General features: G+C 70.9%; 16 protein-coding genes, 1 tRNA gene and 1 riboswitch. Of the genes, 6 read left to right on the plus strand and 11 right to left on the minus strand.

Going from position 1 to position 17,250, the window contains the following annotated elements; translation table 11 throughout:
• From QE374_RS04540 to QE374_RS04560, 5 genes are all read right to left on the minus strand, one after another.
• Entirely contained in the window at positions 1 to 1,323 is a 1,323-nt protein-coding gene (locus tag QE374_RS04540) for a homoserine dehydrogenase (protein WP_309732553.1), read from the minus strand.
• Positions 1,320 to 2,717 (minus strand): diaminopimelate decarboxylase, encoded by a 1,398-nt coding sequence (lysA, locus tag QE374_RS04545; RefSeq protein ID WP_309732555.1) that lies wholly within the window; start codon positions 2,715 to 2,717, stop codon positions 1,320 to 1,322. The genes QE374_RS04540 and lysA overlap by 4 nt, the downstream gene beginning before the upstream one ends.
• Before the next feature lie 119 nt (positions 2,718 to 2,836).
• On the minus strand, positions 2,837 to 3,646 hold the full coding sequence (locus QE374_RS04550; RefSeq protein WP_309732556.1) for a DUF2993 domain-containing protein: 810 nt from the start codon (positions 3,644 to 3,646) through the stop codon (positions 2,837 to 2,839).
• 1 nt (position 3,647) lies between these two features.
• Positions 3,648 to 5,312: an arginine--tRNA ligase gene (locus QE374_RS04555; protein WP_309732558.1), complete on the minus strand. Its 1,665-nt coding sequence runs from the start codon at positions 5,310 to 5,312 to the stop codon at positions 3,648 to 3,650.
• A 58-nt stretch (positions 5,313 to 5,370) separates the two neighbouring features.
• Positions 5,371 to 6,168 carry a transglutaminase family protein gene (locus tag QE374_RS04560; RefSeq protein ID WP_309732560.1) on the minus strand — a complete coding sequence of 266 codons (798 nt, stop codon included), beginning with the start codon at positions 6,166 to 6,168 and terminating at the stop codon, positions 5,371 to 5,373.
• 90 nt (positions 6,169 to 6,258) lie between these two features.
• Here QE374_RS04560 and QE374_RS04565 point away from each other — a divergent pair, with 90 nt between their 5' ends.
• From QE374_RS04565 to QE374_RS04580, 4 genes are all read left to right on the plus strand, one after another.
• Positions 6,259 to 7,023, plus strand: a complete 765-nt coding sequence (locus tag QE374_RS04565) for an SGNH/GDSL hydrolase family protein (RefSeq protein WP_309732562.1) — start codon at positions 6,259 to 6,261, stop codon at positions 7,021 to 7,023.
• A 190-nt stretch (positions 7,024 to 7,213) separates the two neighbouring features.
• On the plus strand, positions 7,214 to 7,477 hold the full coding sequence (locus QE374_RS04570; RefSeq protein WP_309732563.1) for a DUF6458 family protein: 264 nt from the start codon (positions 7,214 to 7,216) through the stop codon (positions 7,475 to 7,477).
• A 4-nt stretch (positions 7,478 to 7,481) separates the two neighbouring features.
• On the plus strand, positions 7,482 to 8,816 hold the full coding sequence (locus tag QE374_RS04575; RefSeq protein WP_309732565.1) for a protein kinase domain-containing protein: 1,335 nt from the start codon (positions 7,482 to 7,484) through the stop codon (positions 8,814 to 8,816).
• 106 nt (positions 8,817 to 8,922) lie between these two features.
• Positions 8,923 to 9,531, plus strand: a complete 609-nt coding sequence (locus QE374_RS04580; RefSeq protein ID WP_309732567.1) for an HD domain-containing protein — start codon at positions 8,923 to 8,925, stop codon at positions 9,529 to 9,531.
• Between the two features lie 379 nt (positions 9,532 to 9,910).
• Here the strand turns inward: QE374_RS04580 and QE374_RS04585 are convergent.
• From QE374_RS04585 to QE374_RS04610, 6 genes are all read right to left on the minus strand, one after another.
• Positions 9,911 to 9,983 (minus strand) — tRNA-Arg (locus tag QE374_RS04585).
• 47 nt (positions 9,984 to 10,030) lie between these two features.
• Positions 10,031 to 11,248, minus strand: a complete 1,218-nt coding sequence (locus tag QE374_RS04590) for a hypothetical protein (RefSeq protein ID WP_309732570.1) — start codon at positions 11,246 to 11,248, stop codon at positions 10,031 to 10,033.
• Between the two features lie 172 nt (positions 11,249 to 11,420).
• The gene (locus tag QE374_RS04595; protein WP_309732572.1) at positions 11,421 to 11,744 is read right to left on the minus strand and encodes a multidrug efflux SMR transporter; all 324 of its coding nucleotides are present in this window, start codon (positions 11,742 to 11,744) and stop codon (positions 11,421 to 11,423) included.
• Between the two features lie 9 nt (positions 11,745 to 11,753).
• A riboswitch (guanidine-III (ykkC-III) riboswitch) is annotated at positions 11,754 to 11,817 on the minus strand.
• Positions 11,818 to 11,848: 31 nt separating this feature from the next.
• Positions 11,849 to 12,688, minus strand: coding sequence for a CPBP family intramembrane glutamic endopeptidase (locus tag QE374_RS04600; RefSeq protein WP_396653321.1), 840 nt, complete (start codon positions 12,686 to 12,688; stop codon positions 11,849 to 11,851).
• Position 12,689: 1 nt separating this feature from the next.
• On the minus strand, positions 12,690 to 13,418 hold the full coding sequence (gene trmB / locus QE374_RS04605; protein ID WP_309732574.1) for a tRNA (guanosine(46)-N7)-methyltransferase TrmB: 729 nt from the start codon (positions 13,416 to 13,418) through the stop codon (positions 12,690 to 12,692).
• A gap of 21 nt (positions 13,419 to 13,439) precedes the next feature.
• Positions 13,440 to 14,273, minus strand: coding sequence for a DUF3097 family protein (locus QE374_RS04610; RefSeq protein WP_309732576.1), 834 nt, complete (start codon positions 14,271 to 14,273; stop codon positions 13,440 to 13,442).
• Positions 14,274 to 14,397: 124 nt separating this feature from the next.
• Here QE374_RS04610 and QE374_RS04615 point away from each other — a divergent pair, with 124 nt between their 5' ends.
• Together QE374_RS04615 and QE374_RS04620 are read left to right on the plus strand one after the other, a co-directional pair.
• On the plus strand, positions 14,398 to 16,395 hold the full coding sequence (locus QE374_RS04615; protein WP_309732579.1) for a TPM domain-containing protein: 1,998 nt from the start codon (positions 14,398 to 14,400) through the stop codon (positions 16,393 to 16,395).
• Positions 16,396 to 16,428: 33 nt separating this feature from the next.
• Positions 16,429 to 17,226 (plus strand): PspA/IM30 family protein, encoded by a 798-nt coding sequence (locus tag QE374_RS04620; protein WP_309732580.1) that lies wholly within the window; start codon positions 16,429 to 16,431, stop codon positions 17,224 to 17,226.
• Positions 17,227 to 17,250 lie beyond the last annotated feature (24 nt).

A 17,250-nucleotide genomic window follows, 5' to 3' on the forward strand; every position in this document is an offset into this window, starting at 1 on the left:
TCAGTCTCCTTCTACCCGCAGGACCGAGACGACCCGCTCGACGACGTCGCTGTCCGCGAGTCGGTCGACCGTGTCGCTGAGATCCTGCTCGCGTGCTTTGTGCGTTCCGATGACCAGGCGCGCCCGGCCCGAGTCTGCGCCGTCTTCGGCGATGACCGTCTGCTCGACCGTCGCGATCGAGACGTGCCCCTCGCTCAGGGTGCCGGCGATGTGGGCGAGCACACCCGCCTGGTCGCTGACCTCGAGCGTGATCTGATACCGCGTCTGCGCGTGGCCGATCGGCAGGACCGGGAGGTTCGCGCGCGTGGACTCCCCCACCCCCACGCCGCCGGCGATGTGGCGACGTGCCGCGGAGACGACATCGCCCAGCACGGCGGATGCGGTCTGCACGCCGCCCGCGCCGGCGCCGTAGAACATCAGCGAACCCGCCGCCTCCGCCTCGACGAAGACCGCGTTGTTGGCGCCGTGGACACTGGCGAGCGGATGCGAGCGCGGCACCAGCGCCGGGTACACCCGCACCGAGATCGCCTCGCCGGTGGGAGAATCCTGCCCGGTGAGCCGCTCGCAGACCGCGAGCAGCTTGATGACGTAGCCCGCGTGGCGAGCCGCATCCATCATCTGCGTCGTGATCGCCGTGATGCCCTCGCGGTGGACGGACTCGAGCGGAACGGCCGTGTGGAAGGCGAGCGAGGCGAGGATGGCGGCCTTCTGCGCCGCGTCGTAGCCCTCCACGTCGGCCGTCGGGTCGGCCTCGGCGTAACCGAGCGCCTGCGCCTGCGCCAGGACGTCGGCGAACTCCGCACCCTCGGTGTCCATCCGGTCGAGGATGTAGTTCGTCGTCCCGTTGACGATGCCCATGATGCGCTGCACGCGATCGCCGGCGAGCGAGTCGCGCAGCGGGCGGATGATCGGAATCGCACCCGCCGCGGCGGCCTCGTAGTAGACCTGCGCCCCGACCTGGTCGGCGGCGTCGAAGATCTCGGAGCCGTAGGTCGCCAGCAGGGCCTTGTTCGCCGTCACGACGTCGGCGCCGGAATTGATCGCCTGCAGCAGGTGGGTCCTCGCCGGCTCGATGCCGCCGATGAGCTCGATCACGATGTCGGCGCCGACGATGAGCGACTCGGCGTCGGTCGTGAAGAGCTCCTGCGGAAGGTCCACGTCGCGCGGGGCGTCGACGTCGCGCACGGCGATGCCGGCGAGCTGGAGGCTCGCTCCCGCGCGGTCCGCGAGCTCATCGCCGTGCTTGAGCAGGAGAGCTGCGACCTGCGACCCGACGGCGCCGGCTCCCAGCAGAGCGACCCGGAGGTGGCGATGGTCGATCATGAATCACCTTTCTGCGCGAGGAGGGCGTCACGGGCGAGGAGGTCGTCGACCGTCTCGCCGCGCACGATGACGCGCGCCTCGGCGTCACGCACCGCGACCACCGGGGGCCGCGGCATGTAGTTGTAGTTGCTCGACAGCGAGAAGCAGTAGGCGCCGGTGGCCGGCACCGCGAGCAGGTCGCCGGGAGCGACGTCGGCGGGGAGGTACTCGGCGTCGACGACGATGTCGCCCGACTCGCAGTGCGATCCGACCACCCGGACGAGGGCGGGTGCCGCATCGCTCACGCGGGAGGCGATACGGGCGGAGTAGTCGGCGCCGTAGAGCGCCGGACGGGCGTTGTCGCTCATCCCGCCGTCGACGCTCACGTAGGTGCGCACGAGACCGTCGCCGAGGGAGACGGGCTTGACCGTGCCGACCTCGTACAGCGTGACACCGGCCGTTCCGACGATCGCGCGTCCCGGTTCGAACACGAGCGTCGGCACGGGCACGTCCAGGCGTGCGCAGGTCGCAGCGACAGCGGTCACGATGGCGTCGGCGAGCTCCTCGATCACGGCCGGCTGCTGGTCTCGCGTGTAGGCGATGCCGAAGCCGCCGCCGAGGTTGAGCACGTCGAGACCGCCCAGCTCCGCGTGGAGGGCGACGAGCCGCTCGGCGGATGCGGCGAAGCCCTCCGAACCGAAGATCTGGGAGCCGATGTGGCAGTGCAGGCCGACGAGCTCGACGCCGGGGATGGCGCGCAGCAGAGCCGCCGCCTCCCGCGCGCCGTCGAGGGAGAAGCCGAACTTCTGGTCTTCGTGCGCCGTCGCGAGGAAGTCGTGGGTCTCGGCGTGGATGCCGGTGTTGACGCGGATCAGGACGGGCTGACGGCGAGAAGCACCATCGGTCACCGACGCGAGGCGCACGATCTCGTCGACGCTGTCCACGATGATCGTCCCGATCCCGATCTCGACGGCCCGCGCCAGCTGGCTCGCAGACTTGTTGTTGCCGTGCAGGCCCAGCAGCGACGGATCCGCGCCCGCGGCCAACGCCACAGCCAGCTCGCCGGGGCTCGCGACATCGATGCGCAGACCCTCCTCGAGCACCCACCGCGCCACGGCCGCGGAGAGGAACGCCTTGCCCGCGTAGTAGACGCGCGCTTCGGCGCCGTGCCTTCCCGCGGCCCGCTGGAAGGCGGCGAGGATCCGACGGGCGCGGCCTCGCACCTCGTCCTCGTCGAGGACGTAGAGCGGGGTGCCGAAGCGTGCGGCGAGATCCCCCGCATCCACGCCGCCGATCTGCAGACGTCCGTCGCGACGCGAGGCGGATCCGGGCCACACGACCGGCGGGAGATCGTTCGCGTCGTCCGGCACGAGGAGCCACTCTTCGGCGGCAGCGCGGTCGTGCGAGGAGGACACTACGAGACCCAATCGGTGGTGAAGGGCGGCGGGAATCTCAGCGGCGGCGGAGCCGTCACGACACCCCGACGCGAGTCCCTTGAAGTCTAGGGCACCGCCTATGCCGCTCCCGCCATGCGTCAGGCGCAGCTGCCCTTCTCCCGCGCACCGGCATCCGTGAGCAGCTCGCCCGCGATGTCGAAATCGGCCGCGAGCCGATCGCCTTGCACCGCGACCTGGCTGAGGGTGAGCCCGCGCGGCAGGTACTGCGCGACGCACACCCGGTACCCGGCGAGCAGAGGGTCGGCGACGGAGCCGAACTGGGCGCGCAGGCCGTCCGCGGTCACCTCGGCACCGGCCACGCTCAGCGACACCGGGGTGAGCACGAGCCGCCCCTCCGCCGCCGACGGGGTGAGAGCGACCTGCACCGGCACGGCGAGGCCGAACACCGACAGCTGGGTCGACGCGCTCACGTCGGGCTGAGCGATCGTGAGGCCGTCGATGGCCACCGGCGCCGCCTCCGCCAGGAGCGGGCGGAGCTGCTCGGCGTTCAGCGACACCGTCGCCTCGCCGGAGCCGAGCGTGAAGGGTGCGCGGATGCCGAGATCGCGGAGGGTGACCGACACGTCGCCCGTGAAGTCTCCGACCGTCACATCGTCGGCGGCGATGCGCACCTGGCCGACCTGGCCCAGTGCCAGATCCAGCAGCAGCGAGGGATCGGCGATGTCCACATCGATCTGCTGATCCGCGGCGAGATCGAGTCGCGACACGAGCTGCTGCTTGACGGCCTTCGTCACGAGGTCTCGCGCCACCCATTCCCCCGCGAAGAACGCGGCGACGATGAGCAGCAGCACCACCAGCACCGCGACGAGCCACGGCCACCGGCGGCGCCGGCGCACGGTGCGGGGCGCGTCGTCCTGGTCGTCGAACAGCCCCATCACCTCGCTCATGTCACATCCGCTCGGGTGCGCTGACGCCCAACAGGTCCAGCCCGTTGCGCAGGACCTGGCCGGTCGCGTCGTTGAGCCACAGCCGCGTGCGATGCAGGTCGGTCACCTCGTCGTCGCCGAGCGGGATCACGCGGCAGTTGTCGTACCAGCGGTGATAGAGACCCGCGAGCTCCTCCAGGTATCGGGCGATGCGATGCGGCTCGCGCAGGTCGGCGGCGAAGGCGACCAGCCGCGGGAACTCCTGCAGCGCACCGAGCAGCGCCGACTCGGTCTCGTGGGTGAGCAGCTCCGGGGAGAATGCCGTGCGCTCCACCCCGGATGCGGCGGCGTTGCGCGCCACGTTGTGGGTGCGGGCGTGGGCGTACTGCACGTAGAAGACCGGGTTGTCGTTCGTGCGCTTCTGCAGGATCTCGGGGTCGAGCGTGAGCGGCGAGTCGGCGGGGTACCGCGCCAGCGAGTACCGCAGGGCGTCGGTGCCGAGCCAGGCGCGCAGGTCGTCGAGCTCGATGATGTTCCCCGCGCGCTTGGAGAGGCGGGCGCCGTTGATCGAGACGAGCTGGCCGATCAGCACCTCGATGTCCTTGTCGGGGTCGTCGCCCGCCGCGCCGGCGAGCGCCTTGAGCCGGTGGACGTAGCCGTGGTGGTCGGCACCGAGCAGGTAGATCTTGTGCGCGAAACCGCGATCCCCCTTGTTGAGGTAGTAGGCCGCATCCGCCGCGAAGTAGGTGTACTCGCCGTTCGAGCGACGGATGACGCGGTCCTTGTCGTCGCCGAAGTCGGTCGTGCGCACCCAGACGGCGTCGTCCTGCTCGAAGACATGGCCCTGCTCCCGCAGGCGTTCGACGGCCTCGTCGACGAGACTCGGGGACCCCGCGTGCAGGACGCGCTCGGAGTACCAGACGTCGAAGTGCACGTTGAACTGTTCGAGAGAGGCCTGGATCTCGCCCAGCTGCAGCGCGTACGCGAGCTCGGTGGTGAAGCTCAGCTGCTCCTCGGGCGAGGCGGACAGCACGCCGCCGGGCTCGCCGTGGAAGTCCGCCGCGCGCACGCGGTCGGCAAGCTCCTGGATGTAGGCGCCGACGTAGCCGTCCTCCGGAGCCGGCTCGCCCTTCACCGCGGCGAGCACGGAGCGGCCGAAGCGCTCCATCTGTGCACCCGCGTCGTTGATGTAGAACTCGCGCACGAGCGGGGCGCCGCTCGCCAGGAGCAGACGGGCGATGGCGTCGCCGAGCGCCGCCCAGCGGGTGTGGCCGATGTGGAGCGGACCGGTCGGGTTCGCGCTGACGAACTCGAGATTGATCGAGTTGCCGCGCTGGGTGGTGTTGGAGCCGAACGCCGCGCCCGCCTCGACGATTACGCGCGCGAGGGCACCGGCGGCCGCCGCATCCAGACGGATGTTGATGAACCCGGGACCGGCGATCTCGACGGAGGCGACGCCGGGAACATCACCGAGAGGGCCCGCGATCTCCGCGGCGAGCTCCCGCGGGTTCGCGCCCACCTGCTTGGCGAGCTTCAGGGCGATGTTGGACGCCCAGTCGCCGTGGTCACGATTCTTCGGGCGCTCGAGGACGATGTCCGACACCGCCACCTCGACACCGGGGCGTCGCGCCTCGACGATCGGTGCGACGACGGCGTGCAGGGCGGCGGAGAGCTGTTCGGGATCCATAGGCGTCCCATTCTACGTTCGTCCGCTGTCGCGCCCCGGTCCGCGTGGACGGGCCCGCTCAGGCCATCGGTACGAGCGCCGCGTGGTCGTCGACGGTGCCGGGCGCATCCTGCACGGTCGCGTCCACTTCGAGCCGCTCCAAGCCCACATATCCGCCGTGGTAGCTCAGGAACGCGCAGTCCGCCGCGTCTCTGCCTGTGGCGATCCGCACGAGCGAGGAGCGCGGGGCGAGGCGGGTGGCATCGACCACGCTCCATTCGCCCTCGACGAGCACCTCGGCGACGGCGTGGAAGTCCATGGGATCGAGCTGAGGCGCGTAGCAGGCGACGTAGCGGGCGGGCATGTCCATCGCACGCAACAGCGCGATGACGAGATGGGCGTAGTCGCGGCAGACGCCCTGCCCGCTGGCGAGGGTCGTGACCGCACTGTCGGTGCCGAGGCTCATGCCCGGCGTGTAGGTGACGCTCGTGGCCACGAAATCGGAGACGGCCTCCACGAGCTGTCGGCCGCTCAGCCCCCGGAAGAGTCGCCGCGCGGTGGCGAAGACCTCGTCGGACTGGGCGTAGCGGCTCGGCCGCAGAGCCGCGATGGTATCGATCTCCGTCGTGACAGGCGGTGCGCCCGGACCCACGACGGCCTCGTAGTGCACCTGGAGGAGTCCCGCCTCGCCCGTCAGGCGGTGCAGGCGGTTGCCTGCCGCGTCCAGGAGCTCCCTCGGCAGCAGCTCGCGCCCGTCCTGCACCAGGCTCAGCCGCTCGTTCACGACGCCCGCCGACCGCGCCACCGCGATCTGCAGGATGAGGTCGACGGAGGAGCCCAGTTCGAGGTCGAGTTCGGCTCTCACTTGGCGCTGCACCGGCCCATCCTCGCACGCGGATCGAGGGCCGGGGCCCGCCGCATCCCTCCTGCGCACCCGCTCCGGCCCGTCGCACCGTACGCTCGTGCCATGACCCGATCCGCCCGGCTTTCGCCGCGCCGCGCGATCGCCGTCCTTGCGGCGCTGGCGGCGGCGATCGCGTGCATCTGCGCACTCGCGCTGACGCGCCCCTGGGCGGCAGGGGCGCTGCCGGTCAGCCGAGCGGATGCGGGTGGCGCCGCGCCTGCTCCGGTGGTGTCGATCGCGCTCCCCGACAACCCCCGCATCCTCGTTCTCGGCGACTCCTGGACCTACGGCTCCGCCGCCTCCGCGCCGACGCTGGGTTACGCGTACCTCCTCGGCCCGCTCATGGGCGGCGAGACGAGCGTGAACGGTTCACGGGGCAGCGGCTATCTCGTTCCCGGCATCGACGGTGGAACCTTCTCCGAGCGCATCGCCGAGTTGGATGCGTCCGACCGCCCCGATCTGATCGTCGTGCAGGGCTCGATCAACGATCGGAAGGTCCCCCTCGAGGGCTACGACGAAGCCGTGCGCGAGGCCTGGGACTCGCTCGCCGCGCTGTACCCGGATGCGCAGATCGTCGTCCTCGGACCCGCTCCGCAGATCCTTCCCGTAGAGGCGGCGACCTCGGAGATCGACGATCGGCTGGGCCGGGCGGCGGCGTCGCGCGGCTGGCCGTACATCTCGCCCATCGGGGAACAGTGGATCACGCCGGACAATTACGCGTGGATCATCGACAGCGGACCGATCGGCCGCCATCACCCCACGACCGGGGGCCACGCGTATCTCGCGGAGCGGCTCGCGGCTGCCCTCGACGGCCTGCGCTCGGACTGAGCCTTCCGGCGCGGAGGGGCATTATGCACCTTTTCGCGGAGCGGGACCACCGGAGCTCCCCCGGCCCATCCGCTGGCTAACGTGATCGCCGGGGGCACGGCGACCCGCCGCGCCCGTGCCCGAGCGCCGGCCCCACCGTCGCCGTCCGGGACCCCACCTATCGGGCTGGTCCCGGGCAGGAGTCGTGAACATGGGTATTGGAAGCGGAATCGCACTCTTCGTGATCGGAGCGATCCTGGCGTTCGCCGTGAACGTCGATCTCGGCGGCTACGTCAACCTGAGTCTCATCGGATACATCCTGATGGGCGCGGGGGTCCTCGTCTTCCTGATCAGCCTGGTCCTGGTCATGCGTCGTCGTTCGAGCGTGTCGACCTCGCGCACCGCGGTCGACCCCGCCAGTGGTGAGCGCGTCACGACGCGTCGCACTACGGACAACGGCGAACCCCTCGCCTGAGTACGTGTCCGACATCCTCGACGCCGTTCCCGCCGGGACCGGCTCGCTCCTCGCCGGTCGCTACCGCCTGATCGAACGCGTCGGCAGCGGAGGAATGGGCACGGTCTATCGTGCCCGAGACGAACTGCTCGGCCGTGATGTCGCGGTCAAGCTCTTCCACTCGGAGCGTGCGGACGGCGTCGAGGACCGTCGGAAGGTCGGCGAGGCCACGATGCTCGCCTCGCTCTCGCATCCGTGCCTGGTCACCCTGTTCGACGCGTGCATCGGGACCGAGGCTCCGAGCTATCTCGTCATGGAGTACATCGCCGGCCCGACTCTGCGCCAACGCCTGGTGGACGGCGCCCTGGGGCTCGATGAGGCCGCCGCCATGGCGAGCGACCTCGCCGCGGCACTGGAGGCCGTCCACGCGGCAGGGATCGTGCATCGCGACGTGAAGCCCTCCAACGTCATGCTCCGTGCCCGCGGTCGCGGAGCCGGCAGCGTCGGCTATCAGGCGGTGCTCGCCGATTTCGGCGTCGCGCATCTGGTCGACTCGACGAGGCTCACGACACCCGGCGATGTCATCGGCACAGCGGCCTATCTCGCGCCGGAGCAGGTGCGCGGCCACGCGCCGGTTCCCGCCTCCGACGTCTACTCTCTCGGGCTGCTCCTGATCGAGGCGATCACAGGTCGGCATCCCTTCGCGGATGCGCCGGCGGCCAGCATGCTGCTGGCCCGGCTCACCCGGCAGCCCGATGTTCCCACGGGCATCGGCTACGCGTGGCGTTCCCTGCTCACCGCCATGACGGTGCACGATCCCGCTTCCCGCCCGAGCGCGAGCGAGGTCCTCGATCGGGCCCGTGCACTGCCCTCCACCACGGCGAGCGCCGCGACCGTCCCCCTGGACGACGCGTTGCTCGTCGCGACGTCACCGATCTCCGTCTCGGCTCCCCCCGCGGCGGCCACCGAACCGCTGCCTGCCCCGCTCGCGCTGCCGGCGCCTCGCCGCCGCCGGCGCATCGTGGCCATGTCGGCAGCTGCCGGCGTCCTCATCGTCGCAGCCGCGGCTGTGGGCATCTCGACCGTCCTGGCGCCGGCGCCGGTGAGCGAGGAGTCCGTCGTTCCCGTGCAGCTGAACACCGTCCCGACGGACGACGGATCCGACCAGGCGCCCGCCGAGACGGTCGAGTCCGACGATCAGAGCGTGGTGCCTGCCGACACCGTCACTCCGCGGCCGGGGCCGGTCACGGATCCACAGCCGGGGCCGGTCACGGATCCGCAGACGGGACCCGCATCGGAGAACGGTTCGAATCGGGGCCCCGGCAACAACAACGGGAACGGGAACGGCAAGAAGCCCTGACGTCGCAGGAACGCCACAGTCCGGCGTCATCCCGCCGTCCTCGGCACCGGGACCGATGAGGCGCGACGCGACGTTCGACACTGGGGGGCGAGAGACGAGGTACCGCGTGCCGTACGACATCGACGAACTCCTGCGCCCACCATCCGCCACCGCCGCGCTCGCGCTGCAGGTGGCCGAGCAGTGGTGCTCCCCGGCCGTCCTGCGGCACAGCATGCGCTCCTGGGTGTGGGCGCGATCGCTCGCGGATGCGGAGGGGCTGGACTACGACGCGGAGCTGCTGTTCGTCGCGGCCGCGCTGCACGACATCGGCGTGGCGGAACCGTTCGACGCACACCGGACGCCGTTCGAGGGCGCCGGAGGCGCTGCGGCATGGGTGTTCGCGGCCGGAGCCGGTTGGCCGAGCGAGCGCCGGGTCCGGCTGCAGGAAGTGATCGAACGCCACATGTGGGTCGAGGTCGACCCGACCCTGGACGCCGAGGGCCACCTGCTGGAGGTGGCGACGAGCCTGGACGTCGCGGGGGCGGGCTGGTCGAGGTGGGATGCGCAGCTTCTGCGCGTCGTGACCGCACGACTGCCGAGGACGGATTTCGCCGCCGAGTTCGACGCGGCGATCCGGGACCAAGCCGAACGCAAGCCCGCCTCCGCCGCGGCACGGCTCGCGCGGAGCGGACGCATCGCGGACGGCGAGCTCACCTGGCTCTCACTCGTGCGTTGACCCGCCTCAGCCTGGTGGGCCTCCACCCTCAGTCGGCCCGCGCGAACGGTCGCGAGGCATCGACGATGCGCCGCAGCGACACCGCCGCTCCCATCGATCGAGCGCGCTCGATCCCGACGAGTGCCGGATGCGGCGACAGTAGGCGGCGAGCGCCTGATCGCGTCCCCCAAGCGGGCGACAGACAGCGCGTCCCGCGGCAGCGTAACGTCGAAGGCCGCGGGGAATCGAGGCAGCGGGGCGCGCCGACGAGGGCGGCGCGCCCCCATGGGCGCCGCGAGATCATGGCCGGGCCTCGACGTGCACCCGCGCGTCGCACCGTTCGTCGTCGGGCGCGAAGAAGGCCCCGATCCGCGGAAGGATCGAGGCCTCTTGTACGCCGTGCCCCCGGAGGGATTCGAACCCCCGACCTACGGTACCGGAAACCGGCGCTCTATCCCCTGAGCTACGGAGGCGTACCGATCGAGACTATCACCGCCCGCTCCGGCCCCGTGACGGCGGATCAGGGGTAACCGCGGGTCCAGAGGCCGTAGACGGCGAAGAACTGCAGCACGACGAGGGCGATCAGGATGCCGTTGCGCGCCCGCTTGGACGCAGACAGCCTCTCATGCGCGAGAAGCGGAGACATCGGCATCAGCAGGCGGAAGGTGCTGGCCTGCGGCAGGAACACACCGAAGATGTAGAGCCCGTAGCTCAGCCCGTACGCCGCGACCACGATGCCGAGTCTGCGCACCGGTCGCGACCAGATCAGCAGGGCGAATCCCACCATGAGCGCGACCACGAGCAGCCAGCCGAACACGCTCAGGTACTCGCCCATGAAGCGGAACCATGGCGTGAGGGGCATGAACTCGCCGTTGCCGACGAACGGACGCCACCAGGCCGTCTCCGTGAGGAGGTAGGCATGCGGGGTGCCGGTCCACGCATCCGCGATCCACGACCACGCGAGCCCGGCGAGCGCTGTGACGCCGCCGGCCACGAGCAGCCCCACCACCTCGCGGCGCGGGAACGGATCGACTCCCCGGCGCCACCAGCGCACGAGGAAGACGATGCCCAGAGCCAGCGCGAGGGCGAGGGCGCCGGGTCGCGTGAACGCGGCGATCAGCGCGATCGGGGTGATCCATACGTACTTCCGCTTGACGGCCAGCAGCAGCGCGGCGAAGGTCAGCGTGAGAACGAGCGATTCCGCGTAGGCGATGACGAACACGAACGACAGCGGTGCGAAGGAGAAGAAGATCACCGCCCACTTGGCCTGGCGCGGCGACGCGACCGCACGCAGCAGCAGGAACAGCAGCACGGTCGCCGTGGCGCTGAAGAAGATGCTGAGCCCGATGCCGGCCGCACGCCAGTCGGAACCGACGAGGTCGCCGACGAGGCGCTCCAACCACGGATAGATCGGGAGGAAGGCCCAGTCGTTCTCGAGCACGTTGCCGTTGGGACCGATGGGGATGACGGGCGGATACCCGATCAGCGAGATGCGACCGTAGCGGTCGGCGTCCCATCCCGTCAGGAAAGCGGCGAACGTACCGACCGGTCGGTCCTGCGCACCGAAGCCCCATCCCGCGGCCGTCGATACCAGGTACCAGAAGAGCAGGAACGCGAGGTTCACTCCGCGGGCGATGGCCCAGTAGCCCATCACCTGGGCGAGCTCGATGCGGCGAACCGGCCGCACGCGGGGATCGGGTCGGGATGCGTCGTCGACCCAGCCGTGTATGGCCCTCACCGCACGACGCCATCGCGGCGTACGCGTGTTCTCCGAATCGGCATGCAGTTGCGAACCGGTCACCGTCACGACTTTCCTCTCCCCGCGTGGCGCGAGCGATCCTAGGCGAATCGGCTATGCCGGCCCCCACAGGATGCTCCCATCTTCGGGCGCCGAGCAAAAGCCTGTGGGCTCAGGAAGCGTCGCCGGTGAGCTTCAGACCGATCACGCAGCCCACGAGCCCCGCGATCAGCAGCAGCCTCACGATCGTGAACGGCTCGGCGCCGGTGACCATCGCCCAGATCACCGTCAGCGCGGCTCCGATCCCCACCCAGATCGCGTAGGCCGTGCCGGTCGGGATCTCACGCATGGCGAACGCGAGTCCGCCCATGCTCAGCACGAGCGCGACCGCGAAGACGATGCTCGGCAGGGGCTTCGACAGTCCCTCGGACCGGCCGAGCGCGCTGGCCCAGACGGCTTCGAGAACTCCGGAGATGATCAGGACGATCCACGACATGACGTGCCTCTCGGCCAGTCTTGTCGCTCTCCGGGTACTGATCCGTCGTCCGGGGGCCCGGTCGGGACCCGCGACGACTCTATCGGAGGCAGCAGGACAGAGGCTCAGACGAGGAACAGGCCGTCGAGCAGGCCGGGGTTGTGCGCGTGGACGAGCACCGCGAACACGACCGCGTCGAACAGCAGATGCACCGTGACGACGTACGCGAGGGAACGCGTGCGCAAGAAGATGTATCCCTGCAACAGCGCGAACGGGAGGGTGAGCACCGGCCCCCACGCGCGGTAGCCGAGCTCCCACAGGAACGAGACGAAGACGATCGCCTGCACGAGGTTCGCGGTCAGATCGGGCAGGTGTCGGCGCAGCAGCGCGAAGACGGTGCAGATGAAGAACAGCTCGTCCCAGATGCCGACCGCCCCGACGCCGATGAACAGGCGGGCGATGAGATCGGGGGTGTCCACGACGGGCCAGTTCTGATAGACGCCCGAGCTGATGAAGTAGAACGGCAGGATCAGCCACCCGAGAAGGAGCACCGCCACCAGCCACACCCACTGGAAACGGCTCCACCGGCCGCCCCCGCGCCACGGGAAGCGGATCGCTCGATCGCGATAGACGAACCTCGACACGACGTAGGGAACCGCGACGGCCCCGCCGAGCGCGAGGGTGAATCGCACCATCGCGGCGTTGTCGAGTTCGGCGGCGAGCGGGATGGCGCTGACGATGAGCATGCCGGCGGAGATCAGTGACAGATCGCGAAGAAGCGACGCGTCGCGGGGCTGACGGCGATCCGCCCACCACGCCGTGGCAAGGCCCGCCGCGAGCAGGCTCCACCCCAGCCAGGGAGTGAGGAGCACGAAGAACGCCGGCGCGGCGAGCGCGACCAGCAGCGAGGCCGCGAGCGGCCATGCCCGCAGCGGAGTGCGGCTGACCGTCTGCGCGGCGGGCACGTCAGTCGCCCGATCGACGGTAGGCGAGGTCGCGGATCGCGCGCCCCACGCGTTCGCCCTTGCGCTCGAACGCCGTGATGACACGCCCCTCGAAACGCGGCGCCCAGTCCCCCTCGAAGGCGCGATCGAATGCCGTCGTCTCATCCAGGACGGAGCGCATCTGCAGCGCGTAGTCCTCCCAGTCCGTGGCGAGGCGCAGCATCCCACCGGGGCGCAGCGCACGCGAGAGCGTCGGCACGACGTCCGGCTTCACCAACCGTCGCTTCGTGTGCTTCTTCTTGTGCCACGGATCGGGGAAGAAGATCCAGACCTCGTCGACCGATCCCGGCGGCAGCAGATGTTCGAGCACCTCGGGAGCGTTCGCCTCGACCAGGCGCAGGTTGCGCACACCGGCGCGGTCGGCGTCGAGCATGGTCCGCGCGAGCCCCGCGCGGAAGACCTCCACCGCGAGGAAGTCGATGTCGGGTCGCGTGGTCGACGCGTGCACGATGGCGTGGCCCTGCCCGGAGCCGATCTCGACGATCAGCGGAGCCCGCCTACCCCACACCGTCGACACATCGATCTGCGCGTCGGCCGCGACGGAGGTGGCGGCGTTGTCACGCGGGACCGGCAGCAGCAGGTGCGGGCCGAGCTCGGCCCAGGCGCGCTCCTGCGCCTCCGACATCCTTCCGCTGCGGCGCACGAACGAGACGGGGCGATCGCGGAAGACGCCGGATGCGGGATCGGTCATCCCCCCAGGATACGAAGCCCCTCAGGCCGTGACGAAGTCGATGAGCTCCTCGACACGCCCCAGCAGCGCCGATTCCAGGTCGCGGTAGCTGTGGACGCTGGCGAGGATGCGCTGCCATGCACGCGCGAGGTCGGCTTTGTCGCGCGCCGGCCACCCCAGCCCGCGACACACGCCCGTCTTCCAGTCGATGCCCCGCGGCACCTCCGGCCATGCCGGGATCCCGACAGCGCGCGGCGTGACGCACTGCCACACATCGATGAACGGATGACCGACGATGCGCACGTGGGCTCCGTGTCGACCGCGCGCGACCTCCGCCGCGATCCTCGACTCCTTCGACCCCGCGACGAGGTGGTCGACGAGCACACCGTAGCGACGCTCGACCGTGGGAGGCTCCGCCTCGAGCAGGTCGGAGAGTAGGTCGATGCCCTCGAGGTACTCCACGACCACGCCCTCCACCCGCAGGTCGTCCCCCCACACCTTCTCGACGAGCTCGGCGTCGTGCTTGCCCTCGACGAGGATGCGGCTCGGACGGGCGACACGGGCGCGCTGATCTGCAACCGCGAACGAACCGGATGCGGTGCGCGCACGCCCGGCGGCGGCCGCGGCCGACGGCGCCACGAGGCGGACGGCCTCGCCGTCGACGAGGAAGCCGGGGCCGAGCGAGAACATGCGTCGCCGACCGGTGCGATCCTCCAGCTCGACGAGTCCGCCTTCGACCGACGTCACCGCGCCGCAGAATCCGTCCTCGGCGACCTCCACCACCGTGTCGCGCTCGGCGGGGAGCTCGGCGAGGGTCTTCGTGTTCCGCTCCCGCCAGCCGGCGGCGAGCACATCCGTGGGGTACCGGTCATCCATAACGCCGAGCAGCGTAACCAGCGCGCGCACGCATACCCGGCAGCGACCCGCATCCATGGCGCACACAGACTCGCCCTCAATAGACTCGGACGAGGGCGCCGTCCGCCCCCGAGGGAGGCCATCGATGCGACCGCGCTGGGCATATGCACTGGTGGCCACGCTGGCCGCGGTCTTCCTGGTCGCGGGGCCTGCCGCAGCGACGCCGCCGGTGCAACTCGGCGCGTCCTACGTGAGCGACGAGGCGGGGGTCCTCGGCGACGCGGAGCGCGCTCAGGTCGAAGACCGCCTCGAGCAGCTCGCTGAAGCCGACAACCTGAACCTGTGGGTCGTCTACGTCGATCGCTTCAGCAGCCCGTCGGACGCGAAGGACTGGGCGACGCAGACCGCTGAGCAGGGCGGCCTGGGACCCAACCAGTACCTGTTGGCCATTGCCGTCGACGCGCGCCAGTACTGGATCTCCAGCGACACCTCGGGCCCGCTCAGTGAGAGCCAGATCACCACCGTCGATCAGGACTGGGTGTATCCGGCGCTCCGAGACGGCGACTGGGCGGGTGCCGCGATCGCGGCAGCCGACGGAATGTCCGCGGCCCGCAGCGGCGCAGGAGGCGCTGGCGACTCCGGCGGCAGCGGCGGCGTCGGCGGCGTGCCCGGCGCGGGATCCTCCGGCTCCGGCGGCGCGGTGGGCATCGTCATCGTCGTCCTCTCCGTCGTCGCACTGGTGGGGGTGGGCGCGTACTTCGTCATCCGCGCGGCTCGTCGGCGTGCCGCATCCCGCCCCGCGGAGAGCACCGAAGACCTGGGCACGCGGGCGGCCGCCGCTCTCGTCGCCACCGACGACGCCCTGCGCGAGGCGGAGCAGGAGCACGGCTTCGCGGCTGCGCAGTTCGGCGAAGAGGCGACGAGCGGTCTTCGTGATGCGCTGACCACTGCGCGCGCGGAGCTGGATCAGGCCTTCACGCTGCGCCAGCAGCTGGACGACGAGCTCCCCGACACCGATGAGCAGGTCCGCGCCTGGCACGAGCAGACGCTGCAGCTCGCTTCCGCCGCCGATGCGCGGGTGCAGGCGCAGCTGGACGCCTTCGCAGACCTGCGACGGATCGAGCAGGACCTTCCGGCCACGCAGGACCGGCTCCGCTCGTCACGGACCGAGGCGGCTGCCGCCCTCCAGGCCGCCCAGGAACGCTTCGCGCAGCTGTCCGCCCTCTACCCTGCCGCGGCGCTGAGCACGATCGCCGACAACGCAGCGCAGGCCTCCGACAGGCTCGCCCTCGCCGATGCCCAGCTCGCCGCGGCAGACGCCGCGGTCTCCGTCGGAGACACGGGTAAAGCCGCCGTCGCACTGCACACCGCCGAGCAGGCGGTGGCGCAGGCACGCCAGCTCGCCGATGCGGTGGGCGCGCACGGCGATCGCCTCGCCGCCGCACAGGCGGAGATCCCCGTTCTGCGTGCCGAACTCGCCCGAGACATCGCCGCAGCCGAGAGCCTGCCCGATCCCGACGGTCGACTGTCCGCCGCATCCGCGGCCGCCCGAGCGCAGCTGGACGCGGCGGACGAGGACCCGGTGGCGGCCCTCTCCGCGCTGCAGCGGGTCGACGACGAGCTCGACGCGCTGCTCAGATCCGCTCGCGACGCAGCGGCGCGCGCCGAGCACGCGCGACAGGTTCTGCCGCCGACCCTCGCACACGCACAGGCCCAGATCGGAGCCGCGGAGGACTTCATCTCCTCGCGGCGCGGGGCGGTGGGCGCCACCGCCCGCACCCGCCTCGCTGACGCCCGCGCATCGTTCGCCCTGGCCGAGCAGCAGGCGCAGACGGCGCCCGAGCAGGCGTTGGATGCGGCCTCGCGCGCCGCGCGCCTGGCAGCCGATGCCATCTCCGCCGCCCAGTCGGACGTCTCCGGCTTCTCCGGCGGTTCCTCGGGCGGGGGCGACTTCGGCGCGATGCTCGGCGGCATCCTCATCGGCTCGGCTCTCGGCGGCGGTCGCCGACGAGGCGGAGGCTTCGGCGGCTTCGGCGGCGGAGGCTTCGGCGGCGGTGGCTTCGGGGGCGGTGGCTTCCGCGGCGGCAGCGGCGGCGGCTTCGGCGGCGGAGGTTCCCGCGGGGGCAGCGGCGGCAGATTCTGACGGACTTCACGAACCACGACGAAAGGAAACACGATGGCCAAGCAGTCCATCTTCGGACGCATCTCCACCCTCGTCCGGGCGAACATCAACGCGATGATCGACCAGGCCGAGGATCCGCAGAAGATGCTCGACCAGCTCGTCCGCGACTACACGAACAACATCGCCGACGCTGAAGCGGCGATCGCCGAGACGATCGGCAACCTGCGCCTCCTCGAGCGCGACCACCAGGAGGACGTCCAGGCGGCCGCCGAGTGGGGCAGCAAGGCGCTTGCCGCCAGCCGCCGCGCCGACGAGATGCGCCGCGCCGGCAACACGACCGACGCCGACAAGTTCGACAACCTCGCCAAGATCGCCCTGCAGCGCCAGATCTCCGAGGAGAACGAGGCGAAGGCCTCCGCTCCGCAGATCGCGGCGCAGACCGAGGTCGTCGACAAGCTCAAGGACGGCCTCAACGGCATGAAGCAGAAGCTCGAGCAGCTTCGCTCGAAGCGCAGCGAGCTCCTTGCCCGCGCGAAGGTCGCCGAGGCTCAGAACAAGGTGCACGACGCCATCAAGAGCGTCAACGTCCTCGACCCCACGAGCGAACTCGGTCGCTTCGAAGACAAGATCCGTCGCCAGGAGGCGCTGGCCGCCGGCAAGGCGGAGCTCGCCGCATCCAGCCTCGACGCACAGTTCGAGAGCCTCGAGGACGTCGGGGAGCTGACGGAGGTCGAGGCGCGCCTGGCCGCGCTGAAGGCGGGCGGGTCCGCGCAGGGCGCCCTGGGTGCCGGCGCCGCGGGCGACGGACTCGGCCAGCAGCAGCAGCAGCTGCCGCAGCAGCACCAGCAGTGAGAAGACGGAGGGGCCGCGTGCGGC

Source organism: Microbacterium sp. SORGH_AS_0428, assembly GCF_031453615.1.
Lineage (GTDB): Bacteria > Actinomycetota > Actinomycetes > Actinomycetales > Microbacteriaceae > Microbacterium.